The organism is Martinezella lusitana (genome assembly GCF_010668395.1).
GTDB lineage: Bacteria > Pseudomonadota > Alphaproteobacteria > Rhizobiales > Rhizobiaceae > Rhizobium > Rhizobium lusitanum_A.
Window position 1 is genome coordinate 25,467 of record NZ_WUEY01000037.1, and the last position, 17,770, is coordinate 43,236.

The 17,770-nt window shown below is 62.1% G+C and carries 18 protein-coding genes, 1 tRNA gene and 1 pseudogene; 14 read left to right on the forward strand and 6 right to left on the reverse strand.

The window, feature by feature from the left end:
• Nucleotides 1–27: 27 nt before the first annotated feature.
• Nucleotides 28–657 (reverse strand): glutathione S-transferase family protein, encoded by a 630-nt coding sequence (locus tag GR212_RS34880; protein WP_163994290.1) that lies wholly within the window; start codon nt 655–657, stop codon nt 28–30.
• A gap of 246 nt (nt 658–903) precedes the next feature.
• On the opposite strand from GR212_RS34880, the gene GR212_RS34885 reads away from it, so the two are divergent.
• The gene (locus tag GR212_RS34885) at nt 904–2,319 is read left to right on the forward strand and encodes an oligosaccharide flippase family protein (RefSeq protein ID WP_163994293.1); all 1,416 of its coding nucleotides are present in this window, start codon (nt 904–906) and stop codon (nt 2,317–2,319) included.
• Nucleotides 2,320–2,321: 2 nt separating this feature from the next.
• Nucleotides 2,322–3,593: a GNAT family N-acetyltransferase gene (locus tag GR212_RS34890; RefSeq protein ID WP_163994296.1), complete on the forward strand. Its 1,272-nt coding sequence runs from the start codon at nt 2,322–2,324 to the stop codon at nt 3,591–3,593.
• 46 nt (nt 3,594–3,639) lie between these two features.
• Here GR212_RS34890 and GR212_RS34895 read toward each other — a convergent pair whose 3' ends face one another.
• Nucleotides 3,640–5,286, reverse strand: coding sequence for an AMP-binding protein (locus tag GR212_RS34895; protein ID WP_163994299.1), 1,647 nt, complete (start codon nt 5,284–5,286; stop codon nt 3,640–3,642).
• Nucleotides 5,287–5,539: 253 nt separating this feature from the next.
• Here GR212_RS34895 and GR212_RS34900 point away from each other — a divergent pair, with 253 nt between their 5' ends.
• Entirely contained in the window at nt 5,540–6,520 is a 981-nt protein-coding gene (locus tag GR212_RS34900; RefSeq protein WP_163994303.1) for an aldo/keto reductase, read from the forward strand.
• Between the two features lie 329 nt (nt 6,521–6,849).
• Nucleotides 6,850–7,644 (forward strand): class I SAM-dependent methyltransferase, encoded by a 795-nt coding sequence (locus GR212_RS34905; RefSeq protein WP_163994306.1) that lies wholly within the window; start codon nt 6,850–6,852, stop codon nt 7,642–7,644.
• A gap of 17 nt (nt 7,645–7,661) precedes the next feature.
• On the opposite strand, the gene GR212_RS34910 is transcribed toward GR212_RS34905, so the two are convergent.
• Complete coding sequence (locus tag GR212_RS34910) at nt 7,662–8,249, reverse strand: TetR/AcrR family transcriptional regulator (protein WP_163994309.1); 588 nt, start codon at nt 8,247–8,249, stop codon at nt 7,662–7,664.
• Nucleotides 8,250–8,483: 234 nt separating this feature from the next.
• On the opposite strand from GR212_RS34910, the gene GR212_RS34915 reads away from it, so the two are divergent.
• The 5 genes from GR212_RS34915 (at nt 8,484) to GR212_RS34935 (ending at nt 12,164) form a co-directional block, all read left to right on the forward strand.
• Nucleotides 8,484–9,782, forward strand: a complete 1,299-nt coding sequence (locus tag GR212_RS34915; RefSeq protein ID WP_163994312.1) for an MFS transporter — start codon at nt 8,484–8,486, stop codon at nt 9,780–9,782.
• Nucleotides 9,783–9,923: 141 nt separating this feature from the next.
• A tRNA-Leu gene (locus GR212_RS34920) sits at nt 9,924–10,008 on the forward strand.
• A 524-nt stretch (nt 10,009–10,532) separates the two neighbouring features.
• Nucleotides 10,533–10,889: a DUF6693 family protein gene (locus tag GR212_RS34925; RefSeq protein WP_204326894.1), complete on the forward strand. Its 357-nt coding sequence runs from the start codon at nt 10,533–10,535 to the stop codon at nt 10,887–10,889.
• A 150-nt stretch (nt 10,890–11,039) separates the two neighbouring features.
• Nucleotides 11,040–11,633, forward strand: a complete 594-nt coding sequence (locus GR212_RS34930; RefSeq protein WP_112803048.1) for a YqaA family protein — start codon at nt 11,040–11,042, stop codon at nt 11,631–11,633.
• Nucleotides 11,634–11,651: 18 nt separating this feature from the next.
• Nucleotides 11,652–12,164, forward strand: a complete 513-nt coding sequence (locus GR212_RS34935) for a disulfide bond formation protein B (protein ID WP_163994315.1) — start codon at nt 11,652–11,654, stop codon at nt 12,162–12,164.
• A gap of 275 nt (nt 12,165–12,439) precedes the next feature.
• On the opposite strand, the gene GR212_RS34940 is transcribed toward GR212_RS34935, so the two are convergent.
• Nucleotides 12,440–12,997 (reverse strand): HNH endonuclease, encoded by a 558-nt coding sequence (locus GR212_RS34940; protein ID WP_112504300.1) that lies wholly within the window; start codon nt 12,995–12,997, stop codon nt 12,440–12,442.
• 111 nt (nt 12,998–13,108) lie between these two features.
• Nucleotides 13,109–13,753: a DNA-3-methyladenine glycosylase family protein gene (locus tag GR212_RS34945; RefSeq protein WP_163994318.1), complete on the reverse strand. Its 645-nt coding sequence runs from the start codon at nt 13,751–13,753 to the stop codon at nt 13,109–13,111.
• A 43-nt stretch (nt 13,754–13,796) separates the two neighbouring features.
• Between GR212_RS34945 and gluQRS the strand changes: the two genes are divergently transcribed.
• Nucleotides 13,797–14,678, forward strand: coding sequence for a tRNA glutamyl-Q(34) synthetase GluQRS (gene gluQRS / locus GR212_RS34950; protein ID WP_163994321.1), 882 nt, complete (start codon nt 13,797–13,799; stop codon nt 14,676–14,678).
• On the opposite strand, the gene GR212_RS34955 is transcribed toward gluQRS, so the two are convergent.
• Nucleotides 14,643–15,578 (reverse strand): YihY/virulence factor BrkB family protein, encoded by a 936-nt coding sequence (locus GR212_RS34955; RefSeq protein WP_163994324.1) that lies wholly within the window; start codon nt 15,576–15,578, stop codon nt 14,643–14,645. The genes gluQRS and GR212_RS34955 overlap by 36 nt on opposite strands.
• 113 nt (nt 15,579–15,691) lie before the next feature.
• Here GR212_RS34955 and GR212_RS34960 point away from each other — a divergent pair, with 113 nt between their 5' ends.
• The 4 genes and pseudogenes from GR212_RS34960 to GR212_RS34975 all read left to right on the forward strand — a co-directional run.
• On the forward strand, nt 15,692–16,525 hold the full coding sequence (locus GR212_RS34960) for an SDR family oxidoreductase (protein ID WP_163994326.1): 834 nt from the start codon (nt 15,692–15,694) through the stop codon (nt 16,523–16,525).
• 120 nt (nt 16,526–16,645) lie between these two features.
• Nucleotides 16,646–16,849: a twin transmembrane helix small protein gene (locus GR212_RS34965; RefSeq protein ID WP_047630776.1), complete on the forward strand. Its 204-nt coding sequence runs from the start codon at nt 16,646–16,648 to the stop codon at nt 16,847–16,849.
• A gap of 20 nt (nt 16,850–16,869) precedes the next feature.
• The gene (locus GR212_RS34970; protein WP_163994331.1) at nt 16,870–17,448 is read left to right on the forward strand and encodes a cob(I)yrinic acid a,c-diamide adenosyltransferase; all 579 of its coding nucleotides are present in this window, start codon (nt 16,870–16,872) and stop codon (nt 17,446–17,448) included.
• A gap of 195 nt (nt 17,449–17,643) precedes the next feature.
• Nucleotides 17,644–17,770: pseudogene (locus tag GR212_RS34975) on the forward strand (electron transfer flavoprotein subunit beta/FixA family protein); the annotation flags it as partial.

Here is a 17,770-nt window from a genome sequence, read left to right on the forward strand (position 1 = left end):
GGAGCGTTGCGCGCAAATCCATCGAGCTCAAACGGCGGAATGCGGATCGTCGCTATAAAGGTAGATCGGATAGCCAGGCCCGATCGCCTCCCGCACGCGATCGAACCAGGCCGTCAGCGCAGGATAGTCGGTGAGATCGAAGCCACAATCCGCCGCTCGATGGCCGTAGGCATAGACGGCGATGTCAGCGATCGTGAGGTCGTCCCCTGCCAGAAACGGCGTATTCCTCAGGCCACGCTCCAGCGCCGCAAGCGCGCGGAGCGCAGCCGCCCGTTTCGGCTCCACCATGGCTTTCTGCAGCTCGAGCCGTCCCGTCAGCGTCCAGTATCGCAACGTGCCGATCACCGGTTCGACGTGATACTGCTCGAAGAACAGCCATTGCATGACCTTGGCGTGCCGATAGCGGTCGGCCGGAAGAAATCGGGTGCCCTCGGCGGCATAGCAGAGGATTGCGTTCGATTCCGCGATGGTGCGGCCGTCCTCCAGCTCGACAACCGGGATACCGCCTGCCGGATTGAGGTCGAGAAAGGCCTCCGTGCGCCCCTCGCCTTCGAAAATCGACACCAGGCGAGTTTGATAGGGAATATTGAGCAGACCGAACAGCACCCTGGCCTTCCAGCCGTTCTGCGAGGGCAAATAGTCGTAAAGCGTGAGCATGGGATCCTCCTCTGACAGCCGGTCGATTGTGCATGGCCGCGGCCTGCCCGCCACCCGTTTCCTGCCTGCTCCCGCGCCTGTGCCGCCCGCAACGCACGGCGCCTCACGGTTGCTTTCGAAACAACAAAAGACAACCTGCCGCCATGGGCAAAGCCACTTTTACGTGTTGCAAGAACCGATTCTTAACTCTCCTCTGCCAAGACTGTCATGAGGTTTGGATCATACTTAAAGTATTGCGTATCGATCATGGCGGTCTTTCAAACAGCGGAGAGAATGTTGCCGTCCGCATTGCGGACAGCGCTATCGCCATATCTGCGCAAGATCGGCGCCCTCCTCACCGGCCAGGACGAGAAGGCCGTTTCACAGCGCATGGCGCTGATAGCCTTCACCATCCGCGTCGCGGGCGCTGCCCTCGCCTTTCTGTCCCAGATCATCCTTGCCCGCCTGATGGGCAGGTTCGAATACGGCATCTTCGTGTTCGTCTGGGTGCTGATGATCCTCTTCGGCAATCTCGCCTGCTTTGGCTTCCCGAGCGCCATCATCCGCTTCCTGCCGCAATATGATGCTGGCGGCAACCATGCCGCCCTTCGTGGCCTGAACGCCACGGCACGCCTTTTCGTGGTCGCAGCCTCCGGCATGCTGGCGCTGATCGGCGCGCTGCTGCTCTACGTTTTCCGAGGAATGGTCGAGCACTATTACGTCATGCCGATCTTTCTCGGCCTGATTGCCGTGCCGATGATCGCGCTGGGCGATGTTCTGGACGGCACGGCCCGCGCCAAGCACTGGCCGATCATGGCCCTCAGCCCGACCTTCCTGATCCGCCCGACGCTGATATTGCTCTTCATGGTGGCCGCAGTCCTTGCTGGCGCGCCGCGTGATGCCGTCACCGCCATGATGGCAGCCCTGGCCGGTGCCTTTACCAGCGTCCTGCTGCAATATCTCGCCGTGACCTTCCGTTTGCGCCGCCATTATCCGAGCGGGCCGAAGGCCATCGAGTTCAGCGCCTGGCTTGCCGTCGCCTTTCCGATTTTCCTCGTCGAGGGCGTGGGCTATCTTCTCACCAATTCGGACGTCATCGTCGTCGGTATCTTTCTCGATCCGGACGAGGTCGCCATCTATTTCGCCGCCGCCAAGACGATGGCGCTGGTGCTCTTCGTCTCTTTTGCCGTCAGGGCGGCGATAGGGCCACGCTTTGCCGCCATCATCGCCGAAGGCGATCGAAGCAAGCTCGCAGCCTTCGCGACGGAAGCGACCCGCTGGGCCTTCTTCCCCGCGCTCGCCGTCGGGCTTCTGGTTCTCGCGGCCGGTCAATTCCTGCTCTCGCTCTTCGGCGCCGCCTTCATCGAAGGTCAGATCGTGATGGCGATCCTGCTCACCGGTATTTTGGCAAGAGCCCTGGTCGGCCCCGCTGAAATCCTGCTGACCATGGCCGACAAGCAGATGCTCTGCGTCTATCTCTATACCACCGCGCTCGTCGTCAATATCGGCCTGAACGTCGCGCTCATCCCTCATCTCGGCATCGAGGGGGCTGCCATCGCCGGCGCGGCCGCCATGGCGATCGAAGCTTTGCTCCTGCACATCGCCGTCCGCCGAGCGCTCGGCATCACCCTTTTCGCCCTCATGCGGCGCCCCACGGCGCCATCGGCAACGGGGGCACTCTGAACATGGCCCGCCCTCCTTACACCGAAAGCACAGACAGCCAAGTGAACGCCCTGACGCACACGCTCGCAGCGCTGCACTTCGAAACGCCGAAAGCCGAAGCCCGTGTCGAGGTCGGCCGCGAAGGCCGCGAATTCTGTCTCTATCCCGGCAAGCTCGGCTACGAGCTGCAGGAGGAGCTGGACTTCCTGTCCAATCGCGCCATGGAGCCGAACGTCTTCTTCTCCGGCCGCTTCCTGGCGCCCGCCATGCCGCGCCTCGAGGACCGGCAGGTGCGCCTGGCGCTGATGCGCGACAACAGCAGCACGCGCAGCCGCATACGGCTGCTGATGCCCTTCACCGTCGACAAGCCCGGCTTTGCGATCGGCCCATCGATCATCCGTGTCTGGTCAAACTCCTTCGGCCCGCTCGGCACGCCGCTGCTCGACGCAGAGGATGCCGGCGAGACGCTCGACAATCTCTTCGAGGCGCTCGCCCGGCAGGAACTGCACCTGCCGACCACGCTCGTTCTGCCGGATGTGCGCCTCGACGGCCGCTTCGTCCAGATGGCCAAGGTCATCGCCATCGGCCGGAACCTGCCGATCGCCGTCGCCAACCCCTTCCGGCGCCCGATGCTGCAGAGCAACGACGACGCGCTGGCCTATCTCAAGCGCACGATCTCCAACGCGCATCTGCGCGAGATGCGCCGGCAGTGGCGCCTGTTGGAAAACCAGGGCGAGGTCAGCTACAGCGTCGCCCGCCAGCCTCGCGACGTGCACACGCGCATGGAGGAATTCCTGGCGCTCGAGGCAAGCGGCTGGAAGGGCAAGAAGCGCTCGGCGCTCGTCACCGATCGCCACCATGCCGCCTTCGCCCGCGAAGCGATTTCCAACCTTGCAGCCATCGATGCCGTCCGCATCCATTCCATCGATCTCGACGGCAAGGCCATCGCCTCGATGATCGTGCTGATCATGGGCGGCGAGGCCTATACGTGGAAGACGGCCTATGACGAAGCCTATGCCCGCTTTTCGCCGGGCAAGCTGCTGATGGGCGAACTGACGGAATGGCATCTCGACGATGCCAACGTCGTGCGCACGGATTCCTGCGCGGTGCCGGATCATCCGATCATGAGCCGTTTCTGGCATGAGCGCGAGGACATGGGCACGCTCATCATCGGCCTGACGCCGAACGGCGACCGCGATGTCCGCCAGGTGACCACGCAGCTGCACATGTATCGCAGCACCCGCAACATGGCGAAGCTGCTGCGCGAAAAGATCCTCTCGCTGACGAAGCGCTAAAGCGGTTCCGGACGCAAAACCGCTGCACGTTCCTGCGTGAAATACTTTAGCCTTTTGAATCAACGCTCTCGGCGATCGCCCGTTCGCGCAGCAGACGACGGATCACCTTGCCCGATGTCGTCAGCGGCAGGGCATCGACGAATTCGATCTCGCGCGGATATTCATGCATGGAAAGCCGGGTCTTCACCCATTCGCGGATTTCCTCCGCCAATGCCTCGCTCGGCTCGCGGCCGGGCACGAGCACGACATAGGCCTTGACGATTTCCGTCCGCACAGCATCCGGCTTGCCTACCGCGGCTGCAAGCTGCACGGCGGGATGACCGCCTAGGCAATCCTCGATCTCGCTCGGCCCGATGCGATAGCCCGACGAAGTGATGACGTCGTCGTCGCGGCCGACGAAGGAAATATAGCCATCCGCATCCTGCCGGCCGATATCGCCGGTCAGCAGCCAGTCATTGGCGAACTTCGCCTCCGTCGCCGTCTCGTTCTGCCAGTAGCCGAGAAACATCACCGGATCGGGCCGCTTGATGGCGATCTGCCCGCTCTCCCCGACCGGAACTTCGACACCATCGGCATCGACGATGGCGACGCGGTGGCCGGGTGCGGCCTTGCCGGTCGCTCCCCCTCGGCTGACGCCGAAGGCCTCGCTGGAAGAAATGACGAAGTTGCACTCCGTCTGGCCGAAGAATTCGTTGACGCTGACACCGAGCGCGGACCGCGCCCACTCGAAGGTTTCGCGGCCGAGCGCTTCGCCTGCCGAGCCGATGGTGCGGAGCCTGAGGTCGTAACGCTCCCGCGGATTGTCGATGGCCTTGAGCAGCCGCAACGCCGTCGGCGGAATGAAGGCATTGCGCACCTCCATCTCGGCCATGATACTGAAGGCCATGTGCGGATCGAACTTCTGCGCCGGCGAGGAAACGACGGGGACGCCGAGCATCAGGCTCGGCAGAAGTGCATTCAGAAGGCCGCCGGCCCAGGCCCAGTCCGATGGCGTCCACAGCCGGTCGCCGGCCTGCGGAAAGCCCTCATGGGCGAACTGCATGCCCGGAATGTGCCCCGGCAGGACGCGATGGCCATGCAGCGCGCCCTTCGGCGGCCCGGTCGTGCCCGAGGTAAAGATCATCAAGGCAGGGTCGTCGGGGCCGGTATCGGCGACTTCGAACAGACGCGGATGTGCCGCCACCAGATCGGCAAAGCCGGCGACACCCTTGTCAGCGCCGTCGATGCTGATCACCTGCGCCAACTCAGGCAGTTGGTCCCGGATCGGGCGCAGCCTTTCGAGCCCGAAGCGGTTGGTGACGATTGCCGACGCTCCGGACGCCTTCAGCCTGTACTCCAGCGCCTCGGCACCGAACAGCAATGCCAGCGGCAGCGCGATCGCCCCCATCTTGTAGATCGCCACATGCGCCACGACCGTTTCGAAACTCTGCGGCAGCAGCAACGCCACCCGATCTCCGGCACGCACTCCGAGCGCGACGAGCGCATTGGCAAAGGAAGCGGAACGATCGCGCAACTCGCCATAGGTCATGGAAAAGTGATTGCCGTCCGGATTGAAGTGCTGGAGGCAGACACGCTCGGGCTCTTGCTCCGCCCAGGCATCGCAGACAGCATGTCCTATGTTGAATTTCGCCGGAATCTCCCAACGAAAGTCGCGATAGAGGGCTTCATAAGTATCACGCGGGGGCAATTTCATGCAGAATTCCAGAAAATGGTGCGGCGCAGCTAACACCTGTCGCCCCTGGGGTTCAAGGAAACATTTGAGACAGCCGTCTTCCCCGGCGGGCAAATCCTCTTATTATTGAGGAATACTTCGAAGCTCTTCACGAACCGACGCACCGACCGGCGGCGCATCTGGCCCGCCTGGTGACCTTGGTGACGCACACTCCGCCGCCCCCAGACGGCGGCGGCTCTTTACGCCAAATATCTTGAACGGACGGAGAATATCGATGGAATACGTAAAGCTTGGCAGAACAGGCCTTGAAGTCTCACGAATCTGCCTGGGTTGCATGACCTATGGCGACCCCAACATGGGCACGCATGCCTGGTCGCTGAAGGAAGAGGACAGCCGCCCGCTGCTGCGCCAGGCGATCGAGGCCGGCATCAATTTCCTCGACACGGCGAACACCTACTCCAACGGTTCCTCGGAAGAGATCGTCGGCCGCGCCATCAGGGATTTCGCCCGCCGCGAGGATATCGTGCTCGCCACCAAGGTCTTCAACCGCATGCGGCCAGGACCGAACGGCGGCGGCCTGTCGCGCAAGGCGATCTTCGACGAGATCGACAACAGCCTGCGCCGCCTCGGCACCGACTATGTCGATCTCTACCAGATCCACCGCTGGGACTACACGACGCCGATCGAGGAAACGCTGGAAGCGCTGCATGATATCGTCAAGGCCGGTAAGGCCCGCTATATCGGCGCCTCCTCCATGTATGCCTGGCAGTTCGCCAAGGCGATCTACACCTCGCGCCTGAACGGCTGGACGGAGTTCGTCAGCATGCAGGACCACCTGAACCTGCTCTACCGCGAGGAAGAGCGCGAGATGCTGCCCTTCTGCGAAGACCAGAAGATCGGCGTCATCCCCTGGAGCCCGCTCGCCCGCGGCCGCCTGACCCGCGACTGGGACGAAGCCACGGCCCGCACGCAATCCGACGAATTCGGCAAGACGCTCTATACCCAGGCGCTCGAAGCCGACCGCAGGATCGTCGATGCCGTCGGCACCGTCGCCAAGGCACGCGGCGTCCCGCGCGCGCAGGTTGCGACCGCGTGGATCCTGCAGAAGAGCGCCGTCACCGCCCCGATCATCGGCGCCTCCAAGCCCGGCCACATCACGGACGCCGTCGCCTCCCTGGAGGTCAAATTGACGCCGGGAGAAATCGAGGCTCTGGAATCGCCGTACATCCCGCACGGGGTCGCCGGGTTCAAGTGATCGGGAATATTGGAGCTGGTCAGGAAAGGCTGGTAACGCCGCAGCCACCTGCTTGGCCCCTCACCCCGACCCTCTCCCCGCCATGCGGAGAGAGGGGGCTTTTTCCGCCAAATCCACGTCCTGTCCACGCGGTGATTGCGAGTATCTTGCTCTATCGTCCCCTCTCCCCGCGAGCGGGGAGAGGGCTAGGGTGAGGGGCAATCGCACACTCTACAGCCCAACAGGGCTTGCCGCCACACTGGCGGCAAATCGCGCAAAAGTGACTTCACAGGTCGGTCACAGTTGAGGCTTAACAGGTCAAGGTTCCTAGCCCCCGAGGATGATATCTAATGATCACTGTTCCCTTCGAAGCGCGGCGCTTTCAATCGACCGCCGCCTATTACCTGCGCTACCGTATCCCCTATCCGGACAAGCTGATCGATCGCGTCGCCGAGCGCAGCAGCCTGAAGCGCGGCGACCATGTTCTCGACCTCGGCTGCGGCCCCGGCCAGCTCGGCATTGCCTTCGCGCGGCTGCAGGGCGCGGCCGTCACCGCCATTGACCCCGAACCTGAAATGCTCGCCGAAGTCGAGGCCGGCGCCGGGAAAGCCGGCGTCGACGTCACCGTCCGGCAGGGATCCTCCTACGATCTCGGGCCCGATATCGGCCGTCTGCATCTCTGCGTCATGGGGCGTTCGTTTCACTGGATGGACAGGCCGGCAACGCTTGAAGCGCTGGACAAGCTGATCGAACCGGGCGGCGCCGTCGTCCTCTTTCATGACAAAAGCATCCTGGCGGAGCCGGATTGGCGCGGCATCCTCGAGCCGCTGGGGCAAACCTATTCGCCCGAACGCAATGCGGACCGGCTGCTGCGCAAGAGCAAGGCATGGGCGCCGCATGAGGCGATGCTGCTCGCCTCACCCTTCCGCAACCTGGAACGCATCGGCATCGTCTCCGAATACACTAGGGATATCGAGGACATCGTCGGCCGCGTCTTCTCGATGTCGTCTACGTCGCCGCAGGCACTCGGCGACAAGGCCGCCGAGTTCGAAGCCGCGCTTCGCGCCGAGCTGCTTGCGGCCGCGCCCGACGGTAAGTTCAAGGAGGTCGTCGAGGCGAGCGGACTGCTCGCCTTCCGCGACTAGACCTTTCCGGATCTGGATCAGCTCTTTTCTTCACCCGGCCGGGGCGTCAGCTCCTGCCGGGTGGCCGACAGGAATTCCTGCGACAGCTCGGAATTGTCCATCGCCCGCGCCAGGATGACGGCGCCGACCATCGCCGAGAGGCTGGCAAAGGCCTTGCGCCGGCGCTCCTCCGGCGTTTCGCCGGGAACGATCTTTTCAAGCACGCCGACCAGTCCCATCAGGCCGCCGGTGAAGGTGGACTGCATCTCCGGCCCGTGCCGGCTGACCTCCTGCGTCAGCGCTGCAAAGACGCAGCCGGTCGCATGCTCGACCACGTTGCGATGCGAGAGATAGTGGGCCAGCAGCGCTTCCAGCGGCTGATCCGGCGAGCTCGCCGCCACATGCTTCCAGCGGTCCAATGAGCGCGCCACCAGCGCCTTGCTCGCCTCGCAGGCGAGTTCGTCCTTCGAATCGAAATGGCCGTAGAAGCCGCCATGCGTCAGACCAGCCGCCTTCATGATTTCGGCGACGCCGATGCCGTCGAAACCCTTCTCGCGAAACAGCTCTCCTGCCACCGCAAGGATCTTCTCACGGTTTTCGGCGAATTTTTCCCGGCTCACTCTCATCAAAAACTCCATCAGAGCTTCAATAAATCTGTATTGACAATTTATATGATGAGCATCATCAATACGCAACAAATATGATAGCAATCATGTAAATGCCTTTACACAAACGTTCAAGCCGGGAGAACGGCATGGCGCTAGAAGCGTAGACGGTCCCCCTGGCCGTTCGCGATCGAGCACGTTGACAGCTCTCCCGATCCTGACGCCAATATATGCAACCCTATCGGAACGCAGCTCATGGTTTCCACTGCCCTCGCTTCGACGCTCGCCCGGCGCAACATCCACTACGGATGGGTCGTCGTCGGCGCCACCTTCCTCACCATGCTCGTCACGGCCGGCGCCATGGGCGCGCCCGGCGTGCTCATCAAGCCGCTGGAGGATGAGTTCGGCTGGAGTACCTCCTCCATTTCGTCGGCGCTCGCCGTCCGCCTCGTGCTGTTCGGCCTAATGGGCCCCTTCGCCGCCGCCTTCATGAACTATTTCGGCGTACGCAAGGTCATCGTCTTTGCGCTGGCGACCATCAGCATCGGCTTCATCGGCTCGCTGTTCATGACTGAGGTCTGGCAGCTGCTGCTCTGCTGGGGCGTCATCGTCGGCTTCGGCACCGGCCTCACCGCCATGGTGCTGGCGGCAACGGTTTCAACCCGCTGGTTCACCAAGCATCGCGGCCTCGTCGTCGGCATGTTGTCGGCAAGTTCGGCCACGGGACAGCTCGTCTTCCTGCCGCTGATGGCCGAACTGACGACACGCTACGGCTGGCGCACTACGGTCCTCTTCGTCTGCGGCATGATCGTCGTCGCCGCTTTCATCGTGCTGCTTTTGATGCGCGACCGCCCCTCCGACGTCAATCTGCCGCTGGTCGGCGAAATCCACATCACGCCTGCGCCGCCGGCCACGAAGAACCTCAAGGCCGCGCTCGTCTCGCCGCTGTCGATCCTGCGGGAAGTCTCCACGACCTCCACCTTCTGGATCCTGTTCGCCACCTTCTTCATCTGCGGCCTGTCGACCAACGGCCTGATACAGACGCATTTCGTCACCCTCTGCGGCGATTTCGGCATCGTGCCGGTCGCGGCCGCCAGCGTGCTCGCCGTCATGGGCATCTTCGATTTCTTCGGCACGATCGGTTCCGGCTGGCTTTCGGACCGCTTCGACAATCGCTGGCTGCTCTTCTGGTATTACGGCCTGCGCGGCCTGTCGCTCGTCTACCTGCCCTTCAGCAACTTCACCTTCTATGGCCTGTCGATCTTCGCCGTCTTCTATGGGCTGGACTGGATCGCCACCGTGCCGCCGACCGTCAAGATCGCCGCCGACCGCTTCGGCCGCGAAAAGGCCGGCCTCGTCTTCGGCTGGGTCTTTGCCGGCCATCAGCTGGGCGCCGCCACCGCCGCCTACGGCGCCGGCCTCACCCGCACGGAGCTCAACACCTACCTGCCTGCCTTCTTCGTCGCCGGCGCCTTCTGCCTGCTCGCCGCGATCCTGGCGATCACGCTGCAAAAGTCCGGCTCTGCAGCCAAGGGCCCGGCCATGGCGCACTGAGCTTTACGCGGTAAAAAGCCCATGGCGTCCCCACGCCATGGGCCAAACCACAACCCTGCGGAAACACTCGCAATATCTGCCAGCCCCGGCTTGCGCGCCGAGCCGATCACATGCTAGACAGCCGCCTCGTCATGATCCGTTGCCCCATTGGCGGAATTGGTAGACGCGCTCGACTCAAAATCGAGTTTCGAAAGAAGTGCTGGTTCGACTCCGGCATGGGGCACCATCTCACCCTATCATCGACATCTTGATCGGCTTGAAGCGTTGCCGGCTCTCGCGTGGTCCATCAGCTTCGCCAGACATTGGTGAATGCAACCATATCGCTAATATACGATAATAAAATCACGCAATAGTTGATTTCGGCGCAATTGATGGCATAGTGTGCTCGAAACCGGGGCCTGCTATGAAAGTAGCTTACACCATCTTCACTATGGCGACTTCAACTTCGCGGGCTCGATCATTGATAGAAATCTCTTCAAAGTCACCGGCATTTACGATGAAGGTCCGTTAAAAGCGTCTGGCTTCTGCAGGTTGACCAGAACGGCAAAAGGCCGCGTCGCGACGATCGACTGCAAGGCCAAGGGCAGGTTTGGGGTCGCACGCATGAAATCGACTGAAGACAATCCGGACGATTGGGATCTCATCGTCAGAAGAACTGTACCGAACGGTTCGTCAGCCGAGAAACCTTAAAATATCCTATAAAAACCAAGAGATAGATTCATCACCACATTGCCGAAGAGGTAAAATATAGTGTCTGACATTACGACTGCACCCACTCGCATCGGCCGGCTCAGGTGCTCGTTCAGCACCGTCGAAGCGATCGGCAGTGTCGTTCTCTGGATCATATTGACGATCATCACGCTGGGTCTCGCCCTGATCGTTTTCCCTTATTACCTCAACCGCGCAGTCCTGAACAAAACCGAGCTTCTGGACGGATCCGGCCGCGTGATCGGGCGGTTGAACTGCACGTTCAATATCGGTCACTCGATAGGGCATGTCATCGTCTGGGCGATCCTGATCCTCGTCACCCTCGGCCTCGCCAGCTTCCTCTATGTCTATCGCGTCGTCCGTGTCGTTCTGAACGAAACGCGCGTCGAATATTATTGAGAAGACGCGACGGCGGTTGCGGCGGCACTGCGCCAAATCCCCGCACCATCACGAAAAATTTTGATTTTGTGCGGCTTCCGTCAGCCGGCGACCATTTACAGCCATAATCCTGCCCCCTAAAGGTTTGCGACGCAGCAAGAAGGGGGCCTTATGCTTCGTAGACTGTACGACTGGACCATGTCGCTTGCCGGCCGCAAATCGGCGGAAATCTGGTTGGCCGTGATCGCCTTCGTCGAAAGCTCGGTCTTCCTGGTTCCGGCGGATGTCCTGTTCCTGCCGATGTCTCTCGCCAAGCCGGAGCGCGCCTGGCGCTACGCGCTGACGGCGACGGTTGCCTCCGTGCTCGGCGGCATTGCTGGCTGGGCGCTCGGCTATTACGCCTTCGAGACCATCGCCAAGCCGATCCTGGAATTCTACGGCAAGCTCGACGCCTTCAACCAGATGAGCGCCGGCATCACCTATGAGTGGATCCTGCTGCTGCTGGTGACGTCGGGCCTGGCGCACCTGCCGCCGATCAAGGTGGTGACGATCCTGTCCGGCGTCGCCCATATCGACCTCGGCCTGTTCATCGTCTCGGCCATCGTCGCCCGCGGCGCGCGCTTCTTCTTCCTGGCCTTCCTGCTGCGCCGCTATGGCGAATCCATCCGCCACTTCATCGAAAAGCGCCTGGGCCAGATCACCATGGCCGCCGCCGCCGTTCTTATCGCCCTGTACGGCATCTTCCATTTTGCCCTGGCAAGCTGACCAAGGAGCCCCCAACGCATGTCCATGACTTCGCCCTCTTCCCGCGCCGGCCTCGGCTATGGCGCCCTTTTGACGATCGGCATGATCGTCGTCATCGGCTCGGCGCTCGGCTTCCAGTATATCGGCGGCTATATTCCCTGCGCCCTCTGCCTCGATCAGCGCCAGCCCTACTACTATGGCATTCCGGTCGCCATCATCGCCGTCCTGACGGCGGTCGCCGGCCTGCCCTCCTGGATCACCCGCGGTCTCCTCATCATCGCCGGCCTGATGATGGTTGTCGGCGGCGGCATCGGCGTCTACCACGCCGGCGTCGAGTGGCACTTCTGGGAAGGCCCGACTACCTGCTCGACCACGGCAAGCAGCGTCACGCAGAACGCCGGCGACCTGCTCGGCCAGCTCAACACCATCAAGGGTCCGTCCTGCACGGAAGCAGCCCTGCGCATCCTCGGCCTGTCCATGGCCGGCTGGAACGTGATCGCCAGCGTGATCCTGGCGGCAATTGCTTTTGTTGGTGCGAAGAAGGCTGCTTGATATTTTTGGACGAGCGACGGCCCTCTCGTATGAGGTAGCTCTGGTACCCCCCTCTGTCACTTCGTGACATCTCCCCCACAAGGGGGGAGATCGGTTGGAGTGTGCCGCGCCTCCGCTGCAAAACAATGAACTACAATTTCAACTGGCCTGATGCCTGCTCGAGGTAGAGGGTAGATGCAAGTGACCGATCTCCCCCCTTGTGGGGGAGATGTCCCGAAAGGGACAGAGGGGGGTGCCGCACTCTCCTCAAACTTGGACTAGGAAAGCAAAACGCCTTACGGCTGCAACTCCGAATCCCAGTAGAGATAGTCGAGCCAGCTGTCGTGCAGATAGTTCGGCGGGAACAGGCGGCCGTTGTTGTGCAGGTCCTGCACGGTCGGCTGGTACGGCTTCTGCGCCGGGAACATGCCCGCCTGCCTCGGCAGCTTGCTGCCCTTGCGCAGGTTGCACGGCGAACACGCGGCCACCACGTTTTCCCAGGTCGTCTCGCCGCCATGGGCGCGCGGGATGACGTGGTCGAACGTCAGGTCGTCATGGGAGCCGCAATATTGGCATTCGAACCTGTCGCGCAGGAAGACGTTGAAGCGGGTGAAGGCGGGATTGCGGGACGGCTGCACATATGTCTTCAGGCACACGACGCTCGGCAGCCGCATCGAGAAGCTCGGTGACGACACGCATTGATCGTATTCTGCGATGATGTTCACACGGTCAAGAAAAACCGCCTTGATCGCGTCCTGCCAGGACCAGAGCGACAAGGGATAGTAACTCAGCGGCCTATAGTCAGCGTTCAGGACGAGCGCCGGCAAGGACTGCGGGGAGACTGCAATCGTCAAGGAACCCTCCTGATCGATTCGGCATCTGCACCTGTATATTAGGCCGGTTGTTACAGGATTGTGAAGTCGAATAAATTCAGTGCATCGAGGCGAATTCGGCAAGACGGTCGACTAAACGACAGGCAGCGCATCCCGCCGCATTTTCACGGCGTAGTAAGCCCAGAAAAGTCGGGCCGCGATAGAGCGCCAGGGCGCCCAAACCGCCGCTTCCCGGGCAACAGCCTTGGCCAGGGGCCTGACGTCGTGGCCGAAAGCCATGCCGACGGCCGCCTGCAGCGCCACGTCGCCGGCCGGAAACACATCTGCGTGACCGCCGCAGAACATCAGATAGACCTCGGCCGTCCAGGGCCCGATTCCCTTGATCTCCGTCAGCTCGGAAAGCGCCTTTTCCGGTGATTCGGCGCTGAGCGCATGCAGATCGAGGCCGCCGCTGGCAACGGCGTCTGCCACGCGCGCCAGCGTCTCGTGCTTGATTCGCGAAAGGCCGAAGCCTCGCCACGCCTCCGGCGCCAGCCCCGCATAGCCCTCGGCGGTCACCTGCCCCATCCCGGCGATCATCTTTCCCCAGATCGCATCGGCGCTGGCGCGGGAAACGACCTGCGAAACGATGATGTGGGCAAGCCCCTCGAAGCCCGGCTCACGCAGGCGCAGCGGCAAGCTGCCTGCCTCTGCGGCAACGGGCCGCAGGCGCGGATCGAGCTCCAGCAGGGCCGCCAGCCCCCGTTCGATGTCACGCTCTTCGCGAATGATCTGCATGGCGTCTCGTAGTCTCCCATTCGATTTCGTGGCAGAAGAAAGCATGATCGAGATTCCCCGTCAAAAGCCGAAATTCCGTTTTGCCCCGAGCCCCAACGGCCCGCTGCATCTCGGCCATGCGCTGTCGGCCATCCTCAATCACGATATGGCGGCAAAAGCGGACGGCGATTTCCTGCTGCGCATCGAAGACATAGATCAGACGCGCTGCACACCCGATTTCGAAGCGGGCATCTACGCCGATCTCTCATGGCTCGGCCTGCGCTGGCAGGAGCCGGTGCGCCGGCAGTCCGAACATTTTCCGGCCTATCAGCAGGCCTTGCAGACGCTTATCGCCCGTGACCTCGTCTATCCCGCCTTCCTGACGCGCGGCGAGGTCAAGGCCCGCGTCGCCGCCTTCGAGGCAGATGGCAAGCCTTGGCCGCGCGACCCGGACGGCACGCCGCTCTATCCGCCCGACGATCGCGGACGCGGCGATGCCGAGCGGCAGCGCCTGCTGGCATCAGGCATGAAACACGCCTGGCGTCTCGACATGGAAAGGGCGATGGCGGCGGCCGGCGGGCCGCTTCACTGGCAGGAAAGCGGCGACGGCGAGACAGGCCGTATCCCCGCCGACCCATCGGTCTGGGGCGATGTCGTGCTGTCGCGTTCCGATGCGCCCTCGAGCTATCATCTTTCGGTGGTCGTCGACGACGCCGTGCAGGGCATCACCCATGTCGTGCGCGGCCTCGACCTCTTCCACGCCACATCGATCCACCGCCTGCTGCAGACGCTGCTCGGCCTGCCGGAGCCGCTCTATCACCATCACCGCCTGCTGCTCGGCAGCGATGGCAAAAAGCTCTCCAAGAGCATGGGCGACACCGGCATTGCCGAATGGCGACGGCAGGGCCTTTCAGCGGCGGAGCTTCGCCGCCGCATCGGCCTCTGATTCGGACCGAGCCTTTTCCGATGGCGCCTCGTCCACACGGCTCGCCGTCTTGCCGAACAGCAGGCGGCGCACGCGGAACTTCATCAGCGCCGCGTTGATCTCCGCCCCCATGATGAAAATCACCGCCAGCATGTAGAGGAAGATCAGCACGATCATGACAGACGCGAGGCCGGCATAGGTGGCGGTATAATTGGCGAAGGTCGAGAGATAATAGGCAAAGAGCAGCGCCCCGACCGACCAGAATATCAAGGTCAGAAATACGCCGGGGATGACGTCGAGCAGCCGCCTGCGGCCGGCGGCCAGCCACAGATGCAGGATCATGAGGCCTGCCAGCAGCAGGAAGATCGTGCCGTAGATCCGCCAGCTGAAGACGATGTCGAGGACATCGGCAAGCTTCGGCAGCCATTGCCGGGTGTAATTGAGCGCCAGCGGCACCGCGACCAGCAGGATGCTGAGGATCGCAAAGATCAGGACCGCGATCAGCACATAGCCGAGGCTGGCGAGGCGATTGAAATACCACGGCCGGGTTTCGGGCACGCGATAGGCACGGTTGAGCGATATTCGCAGCGCCTCGACGCCGTTCGAGGCGAAATAGGCGGCCGCAAGCACGGAGATGGTCAAAAGCCCGCCGCGCGGGATGGTCAGCACCTGCACGACCTGATCGGCCAAAGGCTTGGCGATCGCCTCCGGCCAGGTGTCGAAGATCAGATGCACGGCCGTCGACGAAAACTGGCTGGCGCCGAGAAAGCTTGCCAGCGCCGTGCCGAAGATCAGGAAGGGGAAAACCGCCAGTAGCGTCGACAGCGCCACATGGCTCGCCATGGCGAACCCGTCATCCTCGACGAAATGGAACACTGCGTCGTAGATCACTTTGTAAATCGTCCGCAGGGCTGTCGGCATTCCATCTCCGCCTGACGTCGGCATTTTCGTCCGATTGATATCGCCGGTTGTCGATTGTATCGGGTCCCTGAATATGGGAAACGAGTTCCGGTTTGTACAGGAATCATCTTCCCATGACGGAACAACGCATTATCCTGCTGACTGGTTGCTCCTCCGGCATCGGCGCTTATTGCGCCCGGGCGTTGCGGGACGACGGATGGCGGGTTTTCGCGACCGTGCGGAAGGAAGCCGATCTCGCCTCACTCGAAGCCGACGGCATCGAAGCGTTTGTTCTGGACTACACCCGCCCCGAGACGATTTCCGCCGTCGTCGCAACCGTGCGCGAGCGCACGGGCGACCGGATCGACGCGCTCTTCAACAACGGCGCCTACGGGCAGCCGGGCGCGGTCGAGGATCTGACGACCGATGTGCTGCGCGAGCAGTTCGAGACGAATTTCTTCGGCTGGCACGAGCTGACGCGCCAGATCCTGCCGCTGATGCGCAAGCAGGGCCATGGCCGCATCGTCAATTGTTCGTCCATTCTCGGTCTCGTTCCCTATCGCTTCCGCGGCGCCTATACCGCCTCGAAATTCGCGCTGGAAGGGCTGACGATCACCCTCAGGATGGAGCTGCAGGATAGCGGCATCCATGTGAGCCTCATCGAGCCCGGCCCGATCGCGACACGCTTCACCGCCAATGCGCTCGCCAAGATCAACGAGCATATCGACCTCGAAGGGTCGGCGCATGCGGTCGAATACCGCAGGCAACTCAGGAGGCTGGACGGTTCCGGCCCGATCAGTAAACATAAATTGGGGCCCGAAGCGGTCTACGATGTGTTAAAATCGGCTTTGAATGCGAAGAACCCGCGTCCACATTATCTGGTAACGACGCCCGCCAAACAGGGTGTTCTCTTGAAAAGGTTATTGCCGGCTAACTTTTTCTATCGTCTGATGCGCCGGCTGGACTAGAGCAATCCCGGGAAAAGCGCGCAGCAGCTTTCCGTCCGGAATTGCGGAAAATGATGAGATGGAGCGGATCCGAGAGCCCGGGAAAGGCTGAGCCGCTCCAAAGACAAGGATGGAGGAGCCATGTCGACCGTTACCTATGTTGCCGCCATCATTGTCATGGGCCTGGTCGCGATCGTTCTCGTTCGCGGCCTGCTGAACATGATGAAAGGCGACAATCCCAACCTTTCGAACCGGCTGATGCAGCTGCGCGTGCTGCTGCAGGCAGTCGCAGTCATTCTGATCATGCTGACGCTCTGGCTGACAGGTGGCGGCCGCCCGGCCTAGGGCCTGACGACGGGAAGACGATGGTCAAGCTCAACAAGATCTATACCAGGACCGGCGATGACGGCACCACGGGCCTCGCCACCGGTCCGCGGCGGCTGAAACACGATCTGCGGGTCGAAAGCTACGGCACCGTCGACGAAACGAACTCCGCCATCGGCGTCGCAAGACTGCATACGGCCGATATGGCCGGTCTCGACGCCATGTTGATGCGCATCCAGAACGATCTCTTCGATCTCGGCGCCGATCTTTCGACGCCGGAGACGGACGAATCGCCGTCCTACGAGCCGCTGCGCATCATCGACCATCAGGTCGAGCGCCTTGAGCGCGACATCGATCTGCTGAATGCCGATCTCGAGCCCTTGCGATCCTTTGTTCTGCCGGCGGGCAGCCCGGCATCCGCCCATCTGCACCTTGCCCGCACTATTGCCCGGCGCGCAGAGCGCTTCATGGTCGCGCTGTCGCACAGCGACGGCGAGCGCGTCGGCCATGCGGCGCTGAAATATATCAACCGTCTGTCCGATTTCCTGTTCGTCGCCGCACGGCACGCCAATGACCGTGGCCACGCCGATGTGCTCTGGGTTCCCGGCAAGAATCGGTAGCGTCGCAAACCAATCACCGAAGACGTACGTATTGACGTTGACGTAAACGTTATTTATCGTCCTGAAGCAATTTGCCTATCTGCGGCATGGAAGCGTTGTAATTGGGGGAAAAACGCGTATCCATGTCGCCATTCGACAAACGGAGCGGCGCCGAACAGGCCATGTTCTAGAGCGCAGTGTTGAAGGAAGGACCTCATGAAGATACTCGTGCCAGTGAAGCGGGTTGTTGACTACAACGTGAAGATCCGCGTGAAGGCGGATGGATCGGGCGTTGAGCTTTCGAACGTGAAGATGTCGATGAACCCGTTCGACGAGATTTCGG